This window comes from Novosphingobium sp. PASSN1 (genome assembly GCF_002278815.1).
In genome coordinates, this window is the sequence record NZ_NKIS01000003.1 from 74628 (window position 1) to 92337 (window position 17710).

At 65.8% G+C, this 17710-nt stretch carries 13 protein-coding genes; 5 read left to right on the top strand and 8 right to left on the bottom strand.

All coding sequences use genetic code 11. The features are described from left to right. On the bottom strand, positions 1-885 hold the full coding sequence (locus tag CFE35_RS06155) for an N-acetylmuramoyl-L-alanine amidase (protein WP_292929071.1): 885 nt from the start codon (positions 883-885) through the stop codon (positions 1-3). A 660-nt stretch (positions 886-1545) separates the two neighbouring features. On the opposite strand from CFE35_RS06155, the gene CFE35_RS06160 reads away from it, so the two are divergent. Then, complete coding sequence (locus tag CFE35_RS06160) at positions 1546-4362, top strand: ribonuclease E/G (RefSeq protein ID WP_292929073.1); 2817 nt, start codon at positions 1546-1548, stop codon at positions 4360-4362. Between the two features lie 91 nt (positions 4363-4453). Here the strand turns inward: CFE35_RS06160 and CFE35_RS06165 are convergent, their stop codons facing one another. After that, on the bottom strand, positions 4454-5086 hold the full coding sequence (locus CFE35_RS06165) for a class I SAM-dependent methyltransferase (RefSeq protein ID WP_292929075.1): 633 nt from the start codon (positions 5084-5086) through the stop codon (positions 4454-4456). A gap of 317 nt (positions 5087-5403) precedes the next feature. Between CFE35_RS06165 and CFE35_RS06170 the strand changes: the two genes are divergently transcribed. The 4 genes from CFE35_RS06170 (at position 5404) to zapE (ending at position 8197) form a co-directional block, all read left to right on the top strand. After that, complete coding sequence (locus CFE35_RS06170) at positions 5404-5586, top strand: Flp family type IVb pilin (RefSeq protein WP_292929077.1); 183 nt, start codon at positions 5404-5406, stop codon at positions 5584-5586. A gap of 217 nt (positions 5587-5803) precedes the next feature. After that, entirely contained in the window at positions 5804-6586 is a 783-nt protein-coding gene (locus tag CFE35_RS06175) for a succinate dehydrogenase iron-sulfur subunit (protein WP_292929079.1), read from the top strand. Between the two features lie 28 nt (positions 6587-6614). Further along, positions 6615-7082, top strand: a complete 468-nt coding sequence (locus tag CFE35_RS06180; RefSeq protein ID WP_292929081.1) for a PaaI family thioesterase — start codon at positions 6615-6617, stop codon at positions 7080-7082. Further along, the gene (gene zapE, locus CFE35_RS06185; protein ID WP_292929083.1) at positions 7079-8197 is read left to right on the top strand and encodes a cell division protein ZapE; all 1119 of its coding nucleotides are present in this window, start codon (positions 7079-7081) and stop codon (positions 8195-8197) included. Before CFE35_RS06180 ends, zapE begins: the two co-directional genes overlap by 4 nt. A 512-nt stretch (positions 8198-8709) precedes the next feature. On the opposite strand, the gene CFE35_RS06190 is transcribed toward zapE, so the two are convergent. The 6 genes from CFE35_RS06190 to CFE35_RS06215 form a co-directional block, all read right to left on the bottom strand. Then, a complete protein-coding gene (locus CFE35_RS06190; RefSeq protein ID WP_292929085.1) occupies positions 8710-10935 on the bottom strand; it encodes an EAL domain-containing protein in 2226 nt (741 codons plus the stop codon). 143 nt (positions 10936-11078) lie between these two features. Next, the gene (locus CFE35_RS06195) at positions 11079-12968 is read right to left on the bottom strand and encodes an XrtA/PEP-CTERM system amidotransferase (RefSeq protein WP_292929087.1); all 1890 of its coding nucleotides are present in this window, start codon (positions 12966-12968) and stop codon (positions 11079-11081) included. Between the two features lie 13 nt (positions 12969-12981). Beyond that, positions 12982-14541, bottom strand: a complete 1560-nt coding sequence (xrtA, locus tag CFE35_RS06200) for an exosortase A (RefSeq protein WP_292929089.1) — start codon at positions 14539-14541, stop codon at positions 12982-12984. Beyond that, entirely contained in the window at positions 14531-15745 is a 1215-nt protein-coding gene (locus tag CFE35_RS06205; protein WP_292929091.1) for a TIGR03087 family PEP-CTERM/XrtA system glycosyltransferase, read from the bottom strand. The genes xrtA and CFE35_RS06205 overlap by 11 nt, the downstream gene beginning before the upstream one ends. Continuing rightward, positions 15742-16803, bottom strand: a complete 1062-nt coding sequence (locus CFE35_RS06210; protein WP_292929093.1) for a FemAB family XrtA/PEP-CTERM system-associated protein — start codon at positions 16801-16803, stop codon at positions 15742-15744. The genes CFE35_RS06205 and CFE35_RS06210 overlap by 4 nt, the downstream gene beginning before the upstream one ends. Then, entirely contained in the window at positions 16800-17705 is a 906-nt protein-coding gene (locus tag CFE35_RS06215; protein WP_292929095.1) for an XrtA system polysaccharide deacetylase, read from the bottom strand. Before CFE35_RS06215 ends, CFE35_RS06210 begins: the two co-directional genes overlap by 4 nt. Positions 17706-17710: the final 5 nt, after the last annotated feature.

Consider the following 17710-nt stretch of genomic DNA (forward strand, 5'->3'; position numbering starts at 1 on the left):
TCAGGGGACCGCAGAGACCACGCTGGTGCGCGCCAGATATATCCCGATTGCCGAGGCGACCGACCCGGCGAACTTTTCTCGCCAGTCCGGATTGCCCATGGCCCGGGCATCGTCAGGGCTGCTGATATAACCTGCCTCGATCAGCGCCGAAGGCAGGTCGAGCGATTTCAGCACCACAAAGGCCGCCTCACGTTCGGGATCGGTGTGAAAGCGCAGCCGCCCCTCCCCTTCGCGCAGGACAAGCGCCCCGAACGCGCGCGAACGCTCGCGCATCTCGCGCTGCGAAAGGCTGACGAGGATCGCCGTCACGGCATCGGATTGGCCGCTCAGGGTCACACCGTTCACTGTGTCTGCCCGGTTTTCGCGCCGGGCCACCGCATCGGCCACGGCGTCAGAACCCCGGTCGGACAGCGTGTAGACCGTCGCTCCCGTGGCATCGGGCGATTCCGCGGCATCGGCATGGACTGAAACGAACAGATCGGCCTTGAGCCGCCGCGCAATGCCGGACCGTTCATCAAGCGCAAGGAAGTGGTCATCATCGCGCGTGAGCGCGACGCGCACGCGGCCCTGCTCCAGCAGCGCTTTGCGCAGCGCGCGGGCCAGCGCCAGCGTGATGGTCTTTTCCTTCTCGCCGAGCAGTCCGCTCGCTCCGGGATCGTGCCCGCCGTGCCCGGCATCGATCACCACCAGCGGGCGGCTCGCGTCGGCGGGGCCTTCGATGGGGGGAAGACCGATCTGCCTCGTCCCCGATGGCAGGGCGATCCGCACGACATAATCGGGAACGTGCGCAGTGGCCGCCGCGCCCAGCGCAAACAGGATGGCAAGCGCCGTCACCACGGCCAGTGGCACGCCCAGTCCCACCGCGATCAGCACACGCGCTTTCATGAGGCGGGGCTATGCAATGCCGAAGCGCCGCTGGTCCAGCGCCAATTGCGCCAGATGCGACAAGACCCGATGGGGAAGAGCGTTGACACCGGCCAGCAACCTTCCCGTCATGGTTTTAATTGTAGGTTGTCAAATCAGGTGCTAGCAGTGCCAATCTGGAACGAGACCGGATCGGCCTCGGCTTCGCGCTCCTCACTTGGGCATGGCAGCTTGGTCTGTCCGCCAGCAGTTAGCAGCAAAGCGTTGCCAAGGCCCAGATTTTTCGGAATTTTTCCAGAGCTAGAGCGAGTATGGCACCGGCCTGTTGTTACCGGCCAGTTCCAGCGCATCTCGCGCCAGAGGTTGATGTCTTGATGCAAATCCGTGCACCGTTCGAGCCGAGGAGCCCCGCAGGGGCCCGTGCGGGCTTGGCGGGCATCGGTCCGTGCCAGTCGCCACGGGCCATCTTCAAGGCAGACACGCACCAACCGCCGCCGGGCGGCGAGCGCACGGGGCACGCGTCCCTTCCCGCGCTCCGAACCGGCACATCCGCATTCGCGAAACGCCCCGCGTCGGCTCCGGTATCATTCCGGGCCGATCATGGCGGCTATCGCGCTTTCACATTGAACCGCGCCCAGAACCCGGGTTCACCCCCGTGGCTGCGCGGCTGGAGACTTTATAATGACCACGCGCATGCTGATCGATGCGCGCCACCAGGAAGAAACCCGGGTGGCGGTGCTCAATGGCAATCGGATTGAAGAATTCGACTTTGAATCTGCCGATCACAAGCAGATCAAGGGCAATATCTACCTCGCCAAGGTAACCCGCGTCGAACCGTCGCTGCAGGCGGCATTCGTCGATTTCGGCGGCAATCGCCACGGGTTCCTCGCCTTCAGCGAGATTCATCCCGATTACTACATGATCCCCAAGGAGGACCGCGAGGCCCTGCTGGCGGAAGAAGCCGCACATGCCGAAGAGGAAGCCGCACTGCGCGCTGCCGACGAAGCCGAGCATGGCGACCTCGACGATGAGGAAGGCGGCGACGACCGCTACGACTATGATGGCGACGAAGGCGTCACCGAAGTCGATACCTCCGAGAAGGACGAAGTCGCCACGATCGAAGGCGGCGTTGTCGAAAACGGCTTCGAAGACGAATCCGGCGACGAGCAGGGCGAAGAAGGTGCCGAAGAAGGCAGCGAAGACGGCGAGAGCCGCCAGCGTCGCCCCCGCCGCCAGCGCGCACCGCGCGCTCAGGCGCGTGAGGCCGATGATCTGCGCGCCCGCCGCATGGCGCTGCGCCGCCGCTACAAGATCCAGGACGTGATCCAGCGCCGCCAGGTGCTGCTCGTCCAGGTCGTCAAGGAAGAGCGCGGCAACAAGGGCGCTGCCCTCACCACCTATCTCAGCCTCGCGGGCCGCTACTGCGTGCTCATGCCCAATTCGAGCCATGGCGGCGGCATCAGCCGCAAGATCAACTCGGCGGCTGACCGCAAGCGCCTGAAGTCGATCATGTCCGAGCTGGAACTGCCCCGCACGATGAGCTGTATCGTGCGCACTGCCGGTCTTCAGCGCACCAAGCCCGAAATCAAGCGCGACTTCGATTATCTCGCCCGCCTGTGGGACGAGATTCGCGAACGCACGCTGAAATCCTCCGCGCCCGCGCTGATCCATTCGGACAGCGACCTCATCAAGCGCGCGATCCGCGACATCTACAACCGCGACATCGAGGAAGTGGTCGTCGAGGGCGAGCACGGCTACCGCGCCGCCAAGGACTTCATGAAGCTGCTGATGCCCAGCCACGCCAAGCGGGTGCGCCAGTATGCCGATCCGGTGCCGCTGTTCCAGCGCTATGGCGCGGAAGACCAGCTCACCGCGATGTATGATCCGGTGGTCCAGCTCAAGAGCGGCGGCTACCTCGTGATCAACCCGACCGAGGCGCTCGTCTCGATCGACATCAACTCGGGTCGCTCCACCAAGGAGCACGGGATCGAGGCGACGGCGGTCAGCACCAACCTCGAAGCCGCGCGCGAAATCGCCCGCCAGCTGCGTCTGCGCGATATGGCCGGGCTCGTCGTGATCGACTTCATCGACATGGAGTACGGCTCCAACGTCCGCAAGGTCGAGAAGGCGATGAAGGACGCGCTGCGCAACGACCGCGCGCGCATCCAGGTCGGCCGCATCTCGGGCTTCGGGCTGATGGAAATGAGCCGCCAGCGCCTGCGCACCGGCGTGCTCGAAGCGACGACTCGCGCCTGCCCGCACTGCGATGGTTCGGGCCTCGTGCGCACGGCTTCTTCGGCCGGCCTTTCGGCGCTGCGCATGATCGAGGACGAAGCCGCCAAGGGCAAGGGCACGATCATCACGCTTTATGCCAGCCAGGAAGCGGCGATCTACGTACTCAACGCCAAGCGCGCCGATCTCGCCGAGATCGAGGAGCGCTACGGCGTGACGGTCGAGGTGATCCCCGAAGGCGAGAACGAAGGCGCCAAGATGCGGGTTGGCTCGCGCGGGCCGAAGCCTTCGTTCGTGCCGCGCTTCGAACCGATCATGGAGCCGATTGACGATTCCATCGACGACGAGGACTACGGCGACGAGGACGAAGCCGAAGCCGAAGACGATGACGGCACCGAAGACGGCGCACGGAGCGAGCGCAGCCGCGAGGACGGTGACGGCGGACGCCGCAAGCGCCGCAAACGCCGCCGTGGTCGCGGCCGTGACCGGGATGACCGTGACGGTAGCGACCGGGACGACACATCCTCTGCCGCCAATGAAGGCGACGCAGACGACGCCGATGGCGACGAACGCAGCGAGGACGGCGATCGGCCCGAGCGCGAGGAAGCTCGTGACGAACCCGGCGATGAAGGTGGCGAAGATCGGGGGCCGCGCAAGCGCCGCCGCCGTGGTCGTCGTCGGCGCGGTAGCCGCGGCGATGGCGAAGGCCAGGCCGGTGACGATGCTCAGGGCGAGGAAACCCTCGGCGAAGCGGACGGTGAAGACGCGGCGGCTGATGCAGCCGAAGCACCCGCCGCAACCGAGCCTGCGGTCGAAGCACCTGCCAAGCCGCGCCGCACGCGTCGCCGCAAGGCCGATGCCGAGGCGGTGGCAGCGGACGTGGCCGAAGCGCCTGCTGCAGAAGCGGTTGCAGAGCCTGTTGCCGAACCCGCCGCTGCCGAAGCAGAAGTGCCTGCCAAGCCCAAGCGGACGCGCCGCAAGAAGGCCGATGCAGCCGAAGCCGAAGTGATTGAAGCACCGGTTGCAGCGGAAGCACCCGCTGCGGCAGCGGTGGCCGAAGCAGAAGCAGAAGCTCCGGCCAAGCCGAAGCGCACGCGCCGCAAGAAGAGCGATTCGCCGGAAACCGAAGCTGCGCCAGCGGCAGAAGCGCCTGCGGAAGAGGCCGCACCTGCGGTGGCTGAGACGCCAGTTGCAGACGCTGCTCAGGCCGAAGAAACGCCGGGCGAACCGCGCCGCGGCTGGTGGCAGCGCACCTTCGGGGCCTGACACCGCACGCAAAGGCTGCATGACAGCCCGAAAAAAGCCCTCCCCGGTATCCGCCGGGGAGGGCTTTTTTGCTTGCGGTGTTCGCCGACCTTCAGGCCACGCGGGTGGCCGTGCCCCATTCCATCCACGCCGCCCAGCGCGGATTGCCGGGCAGATACGTCTGCCCCATCGGCGCCACATCGAAACCGGCGTGGCGCACCGCCGCTGTCACCGGACGCGTCAGATGGCAGCCACCGGCGATGTGCTTCCAGTAGGGTTCGATCCGCTGCTGCCAGCGCTGCACATCGGCATCGGGCGCGCTGCCATGTTCGAGGAACAGGAACTGCCCGCCCGGTTTCAGGATGCGCTGCAGTTCGGACAGCACCCGCTGCGGATCGCTTACCGAGCAAAGCGTGTAGGTGCACACCACCGTATCGAAGCTCTCGCTCGCGAAGGGAATCGCCTCACCCACACCGGCGCGGATATCTGCCGCCCAGCCCTTCTTCGCCGCTTCCGCCCGCGCGAAATCGAGCAGCTTGTCCGAAGGATCGATCCCGGCGAACGATGTCACCGCATCCCGATCATAGAACTGCTGGTTGAACCCGCCGCCGCAGCCGATCTCGAACACCGCGCCGCGCGCCTTGGGGACCACTTGTCCGCGAAGGTCCATGATCGCCTCTGCCCCGCAGCACGTGCGGATGAGCCGGGGCACCATGTGCCGATCCCAGAACGCCTTGAAACCCATTTCCTGCACCCTTTCCTGACCCGTCTGGTTTTGATGTTGCACGCCCCGGCGCGGCCGCACAAGCGCGGGTGCAAACTCTGCCGCAAGGGATTTCACAAACACTTTTCTTGCTGGCTCCTATCAATGTTGGCGGCCAGCCCCCGTAAGATCCATCCCCAGAGCATTGATAATAATATACTTATTTCTCCAAACCCCCTCACCCCCGTCACGTTACGCGTTAGGGGATTGTTAGAATGTTGTCCGTACATAGGTCCTTGCTCACCACGGAAGACACAGGGGGTGAGTGGCGCGTGGGGCGCCAACTCAGGAGATCTAACATGACGCTTTTCAAGAACCTGCTCGCTAACGAAGATGGCGCGACCGCAATCGAATACGGTCTGATCGCCGCTCTTATCGCTGTTGCCGCCATCACCGCCATGGGCGCGCTGGGCAACTCGCTGTCGAACACGTTCAACCTGGTTTCGACCAACATGAACAACGCGGCTGACGGCAAGCTCTAAGAGCTTTTCGCAAGCGAAACGTTCGGGGGCGGGGAACGAAAGTTCCCCGCCCCTTTCGTTTGTGTCCCTCACGGGGCGAAACGGCACCGGCGACCCTGTTACCTTGGGCAGGGGCAAACCGCTGCTAGCCCTCTTGCCCACCGCCACGGTTTCGCTAAGGACAGTTCAACCTTTTTTTCGAACCCGATCAACGTATCTGATCAACAAGGACGGCTCGATGGCGACCTTCACGCTTCCGAAGAATTCCAAGGTCAATGGCAAGTCGCGGCATTTCGCGGCAGCCACCCAAGGGCGAATCCAGAAGTTCAAGGTCTATCGCTACGATCCGGACAGCGGCGAGAACCCGCGCTACGACACGTTCGAGATCGATCTCGACCAGTGCGGCCCGATGGTGCTCGATGCGCTGATCAAGATGAAGAGCGAGGCTGATCCCACGCTCACCTTCCGCCGTTCCTGCCGCGAAGGCATCTGCGGTTCGTGCGCGATGAACCTCAACGGCCGCAACGGCCTTGCCTGCACCACCGCCATCTCGGACCTCAAGGGCGAGATTCGCATCACCCCGCTGCCGCACATGGAAGTGATCAAGGACCTCGTCCCCGATTTCACGCACTTCTACGCGCAGTACGCCTCGATTCGCCCCTGGCTGCAGACCGTCAGCCCCACGCCTTCGGGCAAGGAGCGCCTGCAGAGCCCAGAACAGCGCGAGAAGCTCGACGGGCTTTACGAGTGCATCCTGTGCGCCTGCTGCTCAACTTCTTGCCCCAGCTACTGGTGGAATTCGGACAAGTTCCTCGGCCCGGCGATCCTGCTGCAGGCCTATCGCTGGCTGGCAGACAGCCGCGATGAGATGACCGGCGAGCGGCTTGATGAGCTGGAAGATCCTTTCCGCCTCTATCGCTGCCACACGATCATGAACTGCGCCAACGTCTGCCCCAAGGGTCTCTCGCCGGCGCGCGCGATCGCGGAAATCAAGAAGATGCAGGTCGAACGCTCGCTCTGAAGCGGGCACTTCGCCGCCTCTTGCGATCATGGTCGACAACGCTGCCTTCAGTTACGGTCCGTCCGAGGAGCATCCCGGCTGGTATACCTGGGACCTGAAGGATCAGGACCGGTTCAACAGCCATGTCATGGGGCCGCTGCTGGTGCGTCGCGAGGATTCTCCCGGCGGCGCCATCGGTGTGCGGCTGCGCATGTTTCCGCAGCGTCGCCATAGCAACCTGCTCGATGCGGTTCATGGCGGCATCACGCTTTCCCTGATCGACGTTTCGCTGTTTGCCTGCATGCGCCATGCGATGGATGGCGATGCGGCGGGATCGGTCACTCTCGATCTGTCCACCCAGTTCATCGGCGCGGGCATCGTCGGCAAGCCGCTCGATGCCGTGGTCGAAGTGCTGCGCGAGACGCGGCGGCTGCTGTTCCTGCGCGGCACGGTGGTGCAGGACGATCATCTCGTCGCCGCCTTCAACGGGACGGTGCGCAAGCCCTCCACGCGATGAGCGGTCTTGCGACCCGCTACGCCGCGCTGGTGGCGGCCGGCGAACTGAAGCCCGATCCCGAACAGGCCGCTGCCGCCGCCCGGCTCGATGCGCTGCAACAGGAGCTTGAGCGCCCTGCCCCCAAGCCCGGCCTGATGGGCCGCCTGCTGGGCAGCAAGCCCGCCCCGCCCCCGCGCGGGCTCTACTTATGGGGCGGCGTCGGGCGCGGCAAATCGATGCTGATGGACTTGTTCCACGATACGCTGGAAGCAGGCCCAAAGCGCCGCGCGCATTTCCATGAATTCATGCTCGACGTGCATGCCCGCCTGCGCGTTGAACGCCAGAAGGAGCGCGGCGACCCGATCCCGCCCGTCGCCGCTACCATCGCCGCGGAAGCGCGCGTGCTGTCGTTTGATGAGATGGTGGTGAACAACAGCGCGGATGCCATGATCATGGGCCGCCTGTTCACTGCGCTGATCACCGATCTTGGCGTCACGGTTGTCACCACGTCCAACCGCGCGCCAGGTGATCTCTACAAGGACGGGCTCAACCGCGAGCACTTCCTGCCGTTCATCGCGCTGATCGAGAACCGGCTCGACGTCGTCCCGCTCAACGGCCCGACCGATTACCGCATGGTGCGCATGGCTGGCGTGGGCACCTGGCACGTGCCCAACGGGCCGGAATCAACGGCAGCGGTGCGCGAGGCATTTTTCCGGCTGACCGACTATCCGCCCGAGGACAGCCTGCATGTGCCTGCGGGTTCACTCGACGTGGGCGGCGGGCGCATGCTGCATGTGCCCAAGAGCCTCAAGGGCGTCGCGGTGTTCAGCTTCAAGCGGCTGTGCGGCGAGGCACGCGGCGCGGCGGATTATCTCGCCATCGCGCGCAACTATCACACGGTGATCCTCGTCGGCATCCCGCGCCTCGGGCCGGACCAGCGCAACGAGGCAGCGCGCTTCGTCACGCTGATCGACGCGCTCTACGAGCACAAGGTGAACCTGATCGCGACAGCGGATGCCGAGCCGACCGACCTCTATCCGGCGGGCGATGGGCGGTTCGAGTTCGAGCGCACGGTGAGCCGACTGATCGAGATGCAGAGCCTGGACTATCTCGCGCTCGGCCACGGCGAAGCCTGAAGCCTGCCTCCAGCACGCCGTGGGCGGCGCAGCTGCTCAGTCATGACGAAAATGGGCCATGACGAAAATGGGCAGCCACAACGAAAAAGGGAAGCCGAGTGCCTTCGGGCACCTGACTTCCCTTTTCTAAACTCTTCATCGGGAACCAGCACTGCTGGTTCCCGGGGCAAACCGCCCTCTAACCCGAGCCATGATCAAGCGGCACGTCGCCACCGGACCATTTCCGCCGCGTCAGGTGGACCAGCACCCGCGCTTTGGCCAAAGGGTTTTGGCAGGATCATGGTGCCGTCATGACGTCACCACAATCGCTTCCATTTTGGAGTTTCCTGCGTTTTCAGCCCCAATGGCCCGAGCTGAAAACGAATCGGTGGTTTTTTGGCCGATTCCCCGAACTAGCGAGGAAAACCGGCGCAAAAACCAAAATCAACGGAACAGAAGATGCCAGATCATATAAGCCTCCACCGGTTTGCGATGGGGTTTATATATCTTTAAAAACTCTGGTTAACAAGTTCCTAAGCCTCTTTGGCGCTCTGCCTCAGGCTTGCCTCATAGGTCTGTTCCAGATTGGCGTAAGTCTCGGGCCGGCCCAGCAAGTACCCCTGTGCCAGATCGCAGCCCATCGCGCGCAGCATGGCGAGCGTCGGTGCGTCCTCGATGCCCTCGGCCACTACGGTCTGGCCCAGCGCATGCGCCAGCGCGATGGTGTTGGCGACAATGGCATGGTCGCGCTTGCTCGCCGCCATGCGATCAATGAACCGGCGGTCGATCTTGAGCTCGTCGCTCGGCAGATCAGCCAGGTATGCAAGGCTGGCCTCGCCCGTGCCGAAATCGTCGATCGACAGGCGGAACCCCAGTTCGCGCAGCCGGCTCATGTTCTGGCAGGCGGCGGGCCGGTTGCGCACGCAGGACGTCTCGGTGATCTCGACCGTCAGAAGGCTGGGATCAATGCCGCGCCGGTGCACGATGTCGGCGAAGTTGGCGACAAGATCGGGCTTATCGACCATCTGTGCCGAAAGGTTGATGCTCATCTGGAAACGCGGCCCGCGCGCATTGAGCGTAAGCGCGGCGGTGATCGCCAGATCCAGCACCCAGTAGGTCAGCGCGTCGATGCGGCCGGCCCGCTCAGCCTGAAGGATGAACGCATCGGGGGCAATCGGCCCGCGCGTCGGATGATTCCAGCGGATCAGCGCCTCTGCCCCGCACATCCGGCCATCCCGGAGGTCCCACTGCGGCTGGAATGCCAGCCAGATATCGCCATTGCGCAAGCCTTCCTCGATGCGGGCGTGAAGCGACAGCTCCCACGGCGCCTCGGCCAGCCGGCTTGCCTCGAACAGTTCGATGGCCCGTCCGTTGGCCAGGGCCTCGTTCGCGCTGGCAAGGGCGGAGTTGACCCGGGTCGGGGTGTCCAGCCCCTCGTTGCGATCAAGGCCGAAGTGGATGTTGGTATCGAAGGTATGGTTGCCGATCAGCAACGGGGCTGCAAACAGCGCCCGCAAGCCTTCGAGGTGATCGAGTTGCATCTCCAGCGGACGCGCCTCTTCCGCCCAGGCAAAATGCCCGCCATCACCGTGATGGATCTTGTCAGCTCCGGCCCCGGCAGCAATGCGCCGGGCAATCTGGCGAGCACATTCCCCATGCAGGTCGTGCGGCAGCGTCGCGAGAATCTCTTCGTAGCGTCCGACGACGGCCACCACCACATCGGAGCCGACGGGGAGCGGATTGTTGGCCAGCGCCAGCAGATTGGGCAGGCCCGAAGCGCTGGTCAGCTGGATGCGCCGCGCCCGCTTCTGCCACAGCCGCACGGAGCCGTAGATCGCCATGAACATGAACGCGGCATCGGGCGCGAACACCAGGCCCATCGTTCGCAGCACGGCCGGCAGGACAAACGCTGCGGCGATGGCAGCAAGATAGGCGGCCGCCTTGCGCAACCCGGATGCGCGACTGCCCAGCCAGATCAGCAAGGACACGAGTGCAAGAAACGGCAAAGCGCCGAACCGAGGCCCAAGCGATAGCGCAAACGGTGCCTTCAGACCTTCGGCACCGGCAATATCAAGCGCGATGGCGGGCGCATAGCTGTGGCCAAAATACAGGATCGATGGGGCCTTGCTCAGCCCCGTCACGATCACGGTCCGTCCGGTAAGGCCGCTGGCGGCAGCGGTCCCCGCAGAAAGCGTCTGCGAAGGAATGCGCGGGATCGTGGCGGGATCAATCCGGAAGTCGGGGTAGTAGTCGCCCTCGATGCCGGATCGCACCCCGGACAGCGCGGCGGCCACCGTGCTGTATTCGCGGCCATCGACGGTGATCGTGTACGGTGCGGACACGGCATAGAGCAGGAAGTTGCCGCGCCATGCAGAGGCCAGCACTTCGGCATTGCCGGTGATCTGCTTCGGCGGCAGAATGATCGCATCCTTGCCAATGTTGTCGACCCGTTCGGAGCGGGCAATGAAGGCAATGTCGGAGCCATAGCTGCGCACGGCCCGCGCGAGTGCCGCATCGCCGGCAGCGTTCTCACCAACCGGCAGCGGCGTATCGATCAGAACGCGGCGCGGCATGCGGGGGCGCAGTTCGTCGAGCACTTCGGCTAGCTCGGCCGAAGTCCAGGTGTGACGGTCGTCGATCGTCAGCAGCACCTGCGAGGAGGGCGCGCTGCGGTGCACGACTTTGAACACCATGTTCCAGTAGCTGTGCGCAATCGGCTCCCCAGCCACCATCATCGCCAGAAGCAACGTGGTCAGCAAGGATATGCCAAAAGAGGTACGCAGGAACTGCCGCATGGACCGCCCAAAACGGTTGGTGATACCCGGGCCTAGTCCGAAATGGTTGATATTGCCTTAAGGCTTTTCGGCAAGATTCAGCTCTGCCTGATTTTATCTGTATGTTTTCAAATGACTATCTGCAGGCTACGGTCCAGCATCAGCAATTGCCAGATCAGCCGACTGTGATCGCTGGTCCCTGCGATGTGCGCCTCGGCCAGCGCAGAAAGCCGCGCGCTGTCGAACCAGCCGGTGCGCGCCAGAACGCCGCCTGACACCACCTGCCGCGCTTCGCCAGCCAGCGGCCCGCGCAGCCAGGCGGCTATCGGGGTGACAAAGCCCATCTTCTGCCGGAACAGGATGTCATCGGGCAGATAGCGCCGCATCGATTGCTTCATCAGCCATTTGCCGGTGGAGCCGCGCACCCGCACCCGCTCGGGCAGGCGCGCGCCAAATTCGATCAGTCGGTGATCGAGCAATGGCTCGCGCGCTTCAAGGCTGACGGCCATGCTGGTGCGATCCACTTTGGTCAGGATATCGCCGGGCAGATAGAACTTGAGATCGGCGTATTGCGCGCGGTCCAGCCCGCTGCGCGCCGGTGCCCCACGCATCAGCTCCACGAACGGCTGCTCGGCGCGGTAGTCGCCTCTGATCCGGCGGAACTCCGCTGAATATAGCGAGGCGCGCAGTTCCGGTCCGGTGACGGCCAGCGCGCGGGCATAGCCTTCCTCGCCGCTCGCCGCGAGGCTGAGCAGCGTGGTCTTGGCGCGCAGGGGCCGCGGCGCCCAATCGAGCTTGGGATAAGCTGCGCCCAGCCCGCCCAGCAGCGGACGGCGTAGCGCGGAAGGCAGGAAGGCGCGCGCCTGCTCCTCGCGGTGATGGAAGGTCTGGCGGCGATATCCGGCAAAGGCCTCGTCCGCCCCGTCACCCGAAAGCGCCACGGTCACATGTTCACGCGCGAGCTGCGAAACCCGCCACGTCGGCAAGGCAGAGGCATCGGCGAAGGGTTCGTCGAACATCGCCGCCAGCGTGCCGACATGGGCGAAATCGTCTGCGCCCACGGTCCGCTGGTAATGCTCGGTGCCATATTGCGCGGCAATCCGGCCGGCATAGGCCGTCTCGTCGAGCGCCTTCACATCGAAACCGATGGTGCAGGTCTTGACCGGAGCGCTGCTTGCCTCGGCCATCAGCGCAACGACGCTGGAGCTGTCCACCCCGCCCGAAAGGAACGCGCCGAGCGGCACATCGGCGACCATGCGCGAAGTGACAGCTTCGCGCAGGTGATGGAGCATATGCGCGCCCAGATCGGCCTCGCTCCCGCGCTCGCGCCCTTCGAACGAGACGTCCCACCACTGCGCTGGCGGCGGCGGCGGGGCATCGTGGCGCAGCAGGCGGTAGTGCCCGGCGGGCAGCTTTTCGACGCCCTTCAGGATCGCACGCGTATCGGGCACGAAGCCCCACGCGAGGTAGTCCTCCACCGCCAGCGGATCGATCTCGCGCCGCAAGGAGGGGTGCGTGAGCAGCTGCTTCAGTTCCGAGCCGAAGATCACGCTGCCATCCGAAAGGGTGGCCATGTGCAGCGGCTTCACGCCCAGCCGGTCGCGCGCCAGCAGCAGGGTGCGCTGCCTCAGGTCATAGAGCGCGAAGGCGAACATCCCGTGGAGGCGCGGCAGGCAATCCACGCCCCACTTCTGCCAGGCAGCAAGGATCACCTCGCTGTCGCCATCGGTGCGGAAGGTTGCGCCGCCCGCCTGCAATTCGCGGCGCAGTTCGCGGAAATTGTAGATCTCGCCGTTGAACACGAGCATCGCCGCGCCATCGGACGAGGCCATCGGCTGCGGCGATCCGGCTAAATCGATGATCGCGAGGCGCAAGTGGCCAAGGCCCACGCCCGGCGCAGTCCACACCCCCTGCCCGTCCGGCCCGCGATGCGCGGCAGCCGCGCACATCCGCGCGACGCGATCTGGATCGACGGGCTTCAGACCCTCGGTGTGGAAGATTCCGGCAATGCCGCACATGATGGAGCAGCGCTTACCGGACGCGGGCCATGCGGTCCATCCACGGTGCAACCGGTCCGGATGCCGCAAGGAACGCGCGGATCGCGGCTTCGGGCGGGGCGCCGTCTGCCGCTTCGGCGGAAAGGATCAGGGTCATCGTCGGGCGGGCGCGCAGCAGCAGGCGGTCCTGCATATTGGCGAGTTTCAGGCGCGAATTGCTGCCGGTGAGGAGATCGCCCGTGCGCAGCCAGGTGACGGCAAGGCGGTGGACCGGGCCGGGCGCCTGGATCACGTCGCTCTTCGCATCGGCGAAGCCTGGCCCGGCCTCTTCCCAAGCCCAGTGGCTTTCCAGCGGCAGCGCCCCTTCGCCGAAGCCGCCAGCCTCCTTGCCATCACCCTGCGCGGCATAGAGCGCGAACGACAAGTCGACGAAATGGCCTTTCCCATCACCGTAGCGCGCGGTGAGGCGGTGATCGGCGCCGCTGTGCAGCGGATGCCATTCTGCCCGGGGGCTGCTTTCATCCAGCTTCCAGCCCGGCACTTGCGGCAAGGCGATGTAGTCCGGCATGGGCGCGGCAATGCGGTTTGCCGCCCCGCTCCACGCCGCGCCGGTCAGCGCGAGCGCGCCGATCGCGCCCAGCACCATGGGGGCTGAGAGTGTCATCCGCGACAACCGTGCAAGGAGCGGCGAGGCCTCGATTGCCGCGTCATCAATGAGCGGCGCATCGACCTTCCGGTCGAAAAAGCGCCAGCCCACTGCCATGACCAGCACCATGACCACCGCGAAGAACACCCACCCGTAGAAAATATGGTCGAAGCTCGCCGCAAACTGAATCCCGCGCCAGCGCGCGATGTAGATCGTGCCCCATGCGCGCACGCCGTTGGCCAGCACCGGCACGACCAGCGAGAGCGCCATGAACGCCCCGCGCCGCTTCCAGCTGGCAAAGCACACGTTGGAGACGAGCGCGCCATAGGCGATCATCGCGATGAGGAACTTCACCCCCGAACACGCCTCGGCCACTTCGAAATAGCCGAAGCTGGTGGTGATGAACACGCCGTCGATCGCCGCGGGCACTTGCGTGAGTGCCAGCAGCGCCATTGTCAGCTTGGCGGTGATCGTTTGCAGGAACGGGATCAGTTCATCGCCAAACGGCACGAGCGCGAACATGTAGCCCAGCGGAAACAGCAAGGCCGCGGCAACGCGCGGGCCCAGCAGCGCCAGCGCCGCACCTTGCAGCATGACGACAACCGCCAGTTGCCGCGCCAGATTGAGGCCCGAAAACGCGCCCAAAACCCAAAGGAACACTGCGCCGCCGAAGACGACAAGGCCCGGCCACCACGTCTGCGGCACCAGCCGCGCCGTCTCCGCGCTGCGCTGCATGACGAGCCAGACGAGGATAGGCGGAATCAGCAGGATGTGGTTGTAGGTGGAGCTATCCCACGCCTGCCAGGCGATATCCCGCCAATCGGCAAAGAACAGCGCGATGAGGCCCAGCCACGCGGCGCCGACGTGCAGCAGCGGCCCTCGCCAATGCGTGGGCAACCGCTCCAGCAGCGGCACAGCGCGGCGCGTCACGGCGGTCTCAGGCAGCATCGGCTTCGCCTTCAAGCAAGGCGCGCAAGGGCGCGAGCACGCGGTCCCAGCCGCATTCGGCGATCACGAACCGCCGCGCCGCCATGCACATTGCCTCCGCCGCCGCCTTGTCTGCCAGCAGCGCCAGCCCCCGCTCCGCCAGTGTGAGCGGCGCTTCGGCCTGCACGAAATGCACGCCGTCCGCCGCGCCGATCCCGGTTGCAGCGGCGGGCGTGAGCAGCACCGGACGCGCCATCGCCATCGCCTCCAGCACCTTGTTCTGCACCCCGCGCGCGATCAGCAGCGGCGCGGTGACGATGTCCGCCCCCGCCAGCCACGGCCGCACATCGGGCACCGCGCCCGTCACCAGCGTGCCGTTGATCCCGGCCAGCGCCCGCACCGCCACTGTCGGCGCACGGCCAACAATCGCGAAACGCGCATCGGGATGCACCGCGCGGATCCGGGGCATCACTTCGCGGGCAAACAGCTCCACCGCGGTGATGTTGGGCGCATAGTCCATCTGCCCGGTGAAGACGATGCTCGGCCCTTCCCCCGCCAGTTCCGGCGCGGGGCTGACGGTAGCGGGATCGAACAGCTCGGTGTCGATGCCGTTGCCCAGCGCACGCACATCGGGCAGCGCGCCCTGCTCCAGCCGGCTTTCGAACAACGCGCGTTCCTGCGCCGTGATGAACAGGCTGGTGGTCACGCGGCGCGCGGTCTGCTCCTCGAAGCGGCGCATGAGCCGCGCTTCGCGCGCATAGAGCAGGCGGCGCGGCAGGGCGCCGGTCTGGGCATAAGCTTCGAACTTCGCCGAATCGACATCGACGAAATCCATCACCACGCGGCCCCGGAACGCGGGCGGCACATATTGCGCCATCTGCCCCGAAAACACGAAGATCGCCGCGATAGGCCGCGTTTCCAGCACATGGTTCACCCAGCGCTGGAGCCGCGCGGACGCAAACGCCGCAAGGCTGACCGGCCGCCCCTGCCCCAGCGCCGCAAGTGCGGCCAAGGGCAGCGGCGCGCTGCGGCGCACGAGGCAGTGGCTTGCGGCCAGCGCCGCCAGTTCGTGCTCCTGCGCCATGTCCGCCGCATCATCCGCCAGCGCGCCGACATGCACCGGCGCGATCTCCGCAATCCGGCGCAGCAGATGGTTGGAACGGATCTTGTCCCCCCGGTCGGGCGGAAACGGTACGCGGTGCGCAAGGAACAGGATCTCGCTCATGCCAGACCGCTTGCGATGAACGGCCCTACGCGATTGGCGATGCCCAGCGGCAGCTTCTGCCACAGCGCGATCTTGGCCTTGTAGCGCGGCGAAAGCGGATTGACGTCACGCGGCGGCGCGCCATCCGCGCTCCATACGGCATAGCTCAGCGGCTGCTGCTCGAAACCCCAGTTGCGCTTGAAGTGATAGGCGCCGGTATCGGTCTTGGAGCGCCCGAAATCGAACCGATCACAGCCCCGCGCGCGGGCATGGCACATCAGCGCGTAATACATCACGTCATTGGCGCGCAGCCCCCGCGCGGCATGAACGCCGCCGCCCCAATAGGGCATGACCGCGCCGCGATGATAAAGACTGAGCACCGAGGCCACCGCGCGACCTTCGTGCAGCACAGTCAGAATGTCGGCATCCTCGCCGAAGCCATCGAGCACCGCTTCGAACAAGCCGCGCGGGAACACCGGCGTGCCCAGATTGCGCACGGATTCGGCATAGACGCCGTAGTGCCAATCGCGGTCCTGCACGCCCCGGCCAATGCGGACCTCCATCGCGTGTCCCAGCCCCTTGCGCACTTCGGCGCGCTGCTTGCGCGGGATCCAGGTCAGCTGCGCATCATCATCAGCAGCCAGCGGCGCGACGAAACCGGCATGGCTGTCGCGCTTGATGTGCCATGCGCCGTCTTCGGGCATCACCCCGCCGCGCACTTCCACGGTGGGGCACGTGAGGCGGACCGCCAGTTCAGTGGCTGCCGCAAACAGATCGGTGGCCGCAGCCGGATCGCCCAGCACGCCGCCGCCCACGGCAAACCCGGATGAGACCAGCGCGCGGCCAAACAGCGGCGAATGGACGGCATGGCACGGCAGCAGTGCGGCAATCGCCCCGCCGCGCTCGGCCAGCAGTACATGCGCCGGGTGCCGCGCCGCCTGCGTGACCGCCTCAAGCCATTCGGGCCGATGAAACGGTGTCGCGCCGTCCGCCTCGGCCACGAAGCGCGCAATCGCACCCCGGTCGCCCGGATCGGCGAGCCGCACGCGGGTCAGCGAGGGGCGGAACGGCGCGTTCATGCCGCCACGCCTTGCGCATCGAGCCGCGCGGCTTCGGCTGCCACCACGGCGTCCATCCGCCCCCACGCGAAGGCACCGAGCAGCCGCTTGAGCTTCGGGGCCATGACGCCAAGATTGGTGTAGTGCCGCAGGCGCGAGCGCAGCGGCGCATCGTGGCGGCGCGGCTGGCCGGGATCGATTTCCCAAGGATGAAAATAGAACGCGGCCGGGCGGCCATCGTGCCGGTTGACCCGGTCCACCGCCCAGCGCGAAAGGCCATAAGGCAGCAGCCGGAAAAACCCGCCGCCGCCCGCCGCCATGCGCCGTCCGGCCAGTTCAACCGTCGTGACCGGCACTTCGACCAGCGGCGATCCTGCCACCGGACGAAACGCAAAGCGCGGTGCTTCGCGCCAGCCGTAGTGATCGTGAACAATCGGCGCGACGCTGGAGGAATAGGCATAGCCCTGCCGCGCCAGCACTTCGTGTGCCCACGGCGTGCGCGCATCGATGGAAAAGCTTGGCGCGCGGTATCCGGTCACCCCGCTGCCGCTGGTATCTTCAAGCACGCCGCGCGCGCGCGCAATATCTTCGGCAAAGGCCACCTCGCCCAGCGTAAACACGCGTTTGTGATCCCAGCCGTGGCTGGCGATCTCGTGGCCCTGCGCGGCGATCCGGCGCATCATCGCGGGATGGCGCTGCGCCACCCAGCCCAGCGTGAAGAACGTGGCCTTCACGCCCGCCTCGTCAAACAGTGCCAGCACGCGGTCGCAGTTGGCCTCGACCCGGCGTTCCAGCCCATCCCACTCGCCGCGTGCGATCACATGTTCGAACGCGCCGACCTGAAACCAGTCCTCGACGTCGACCGACATGCCGTTGAGCACGCCGCCGTGGGCAAGTGGATGTTCAAGATCAGGGCCGGACATGGCCT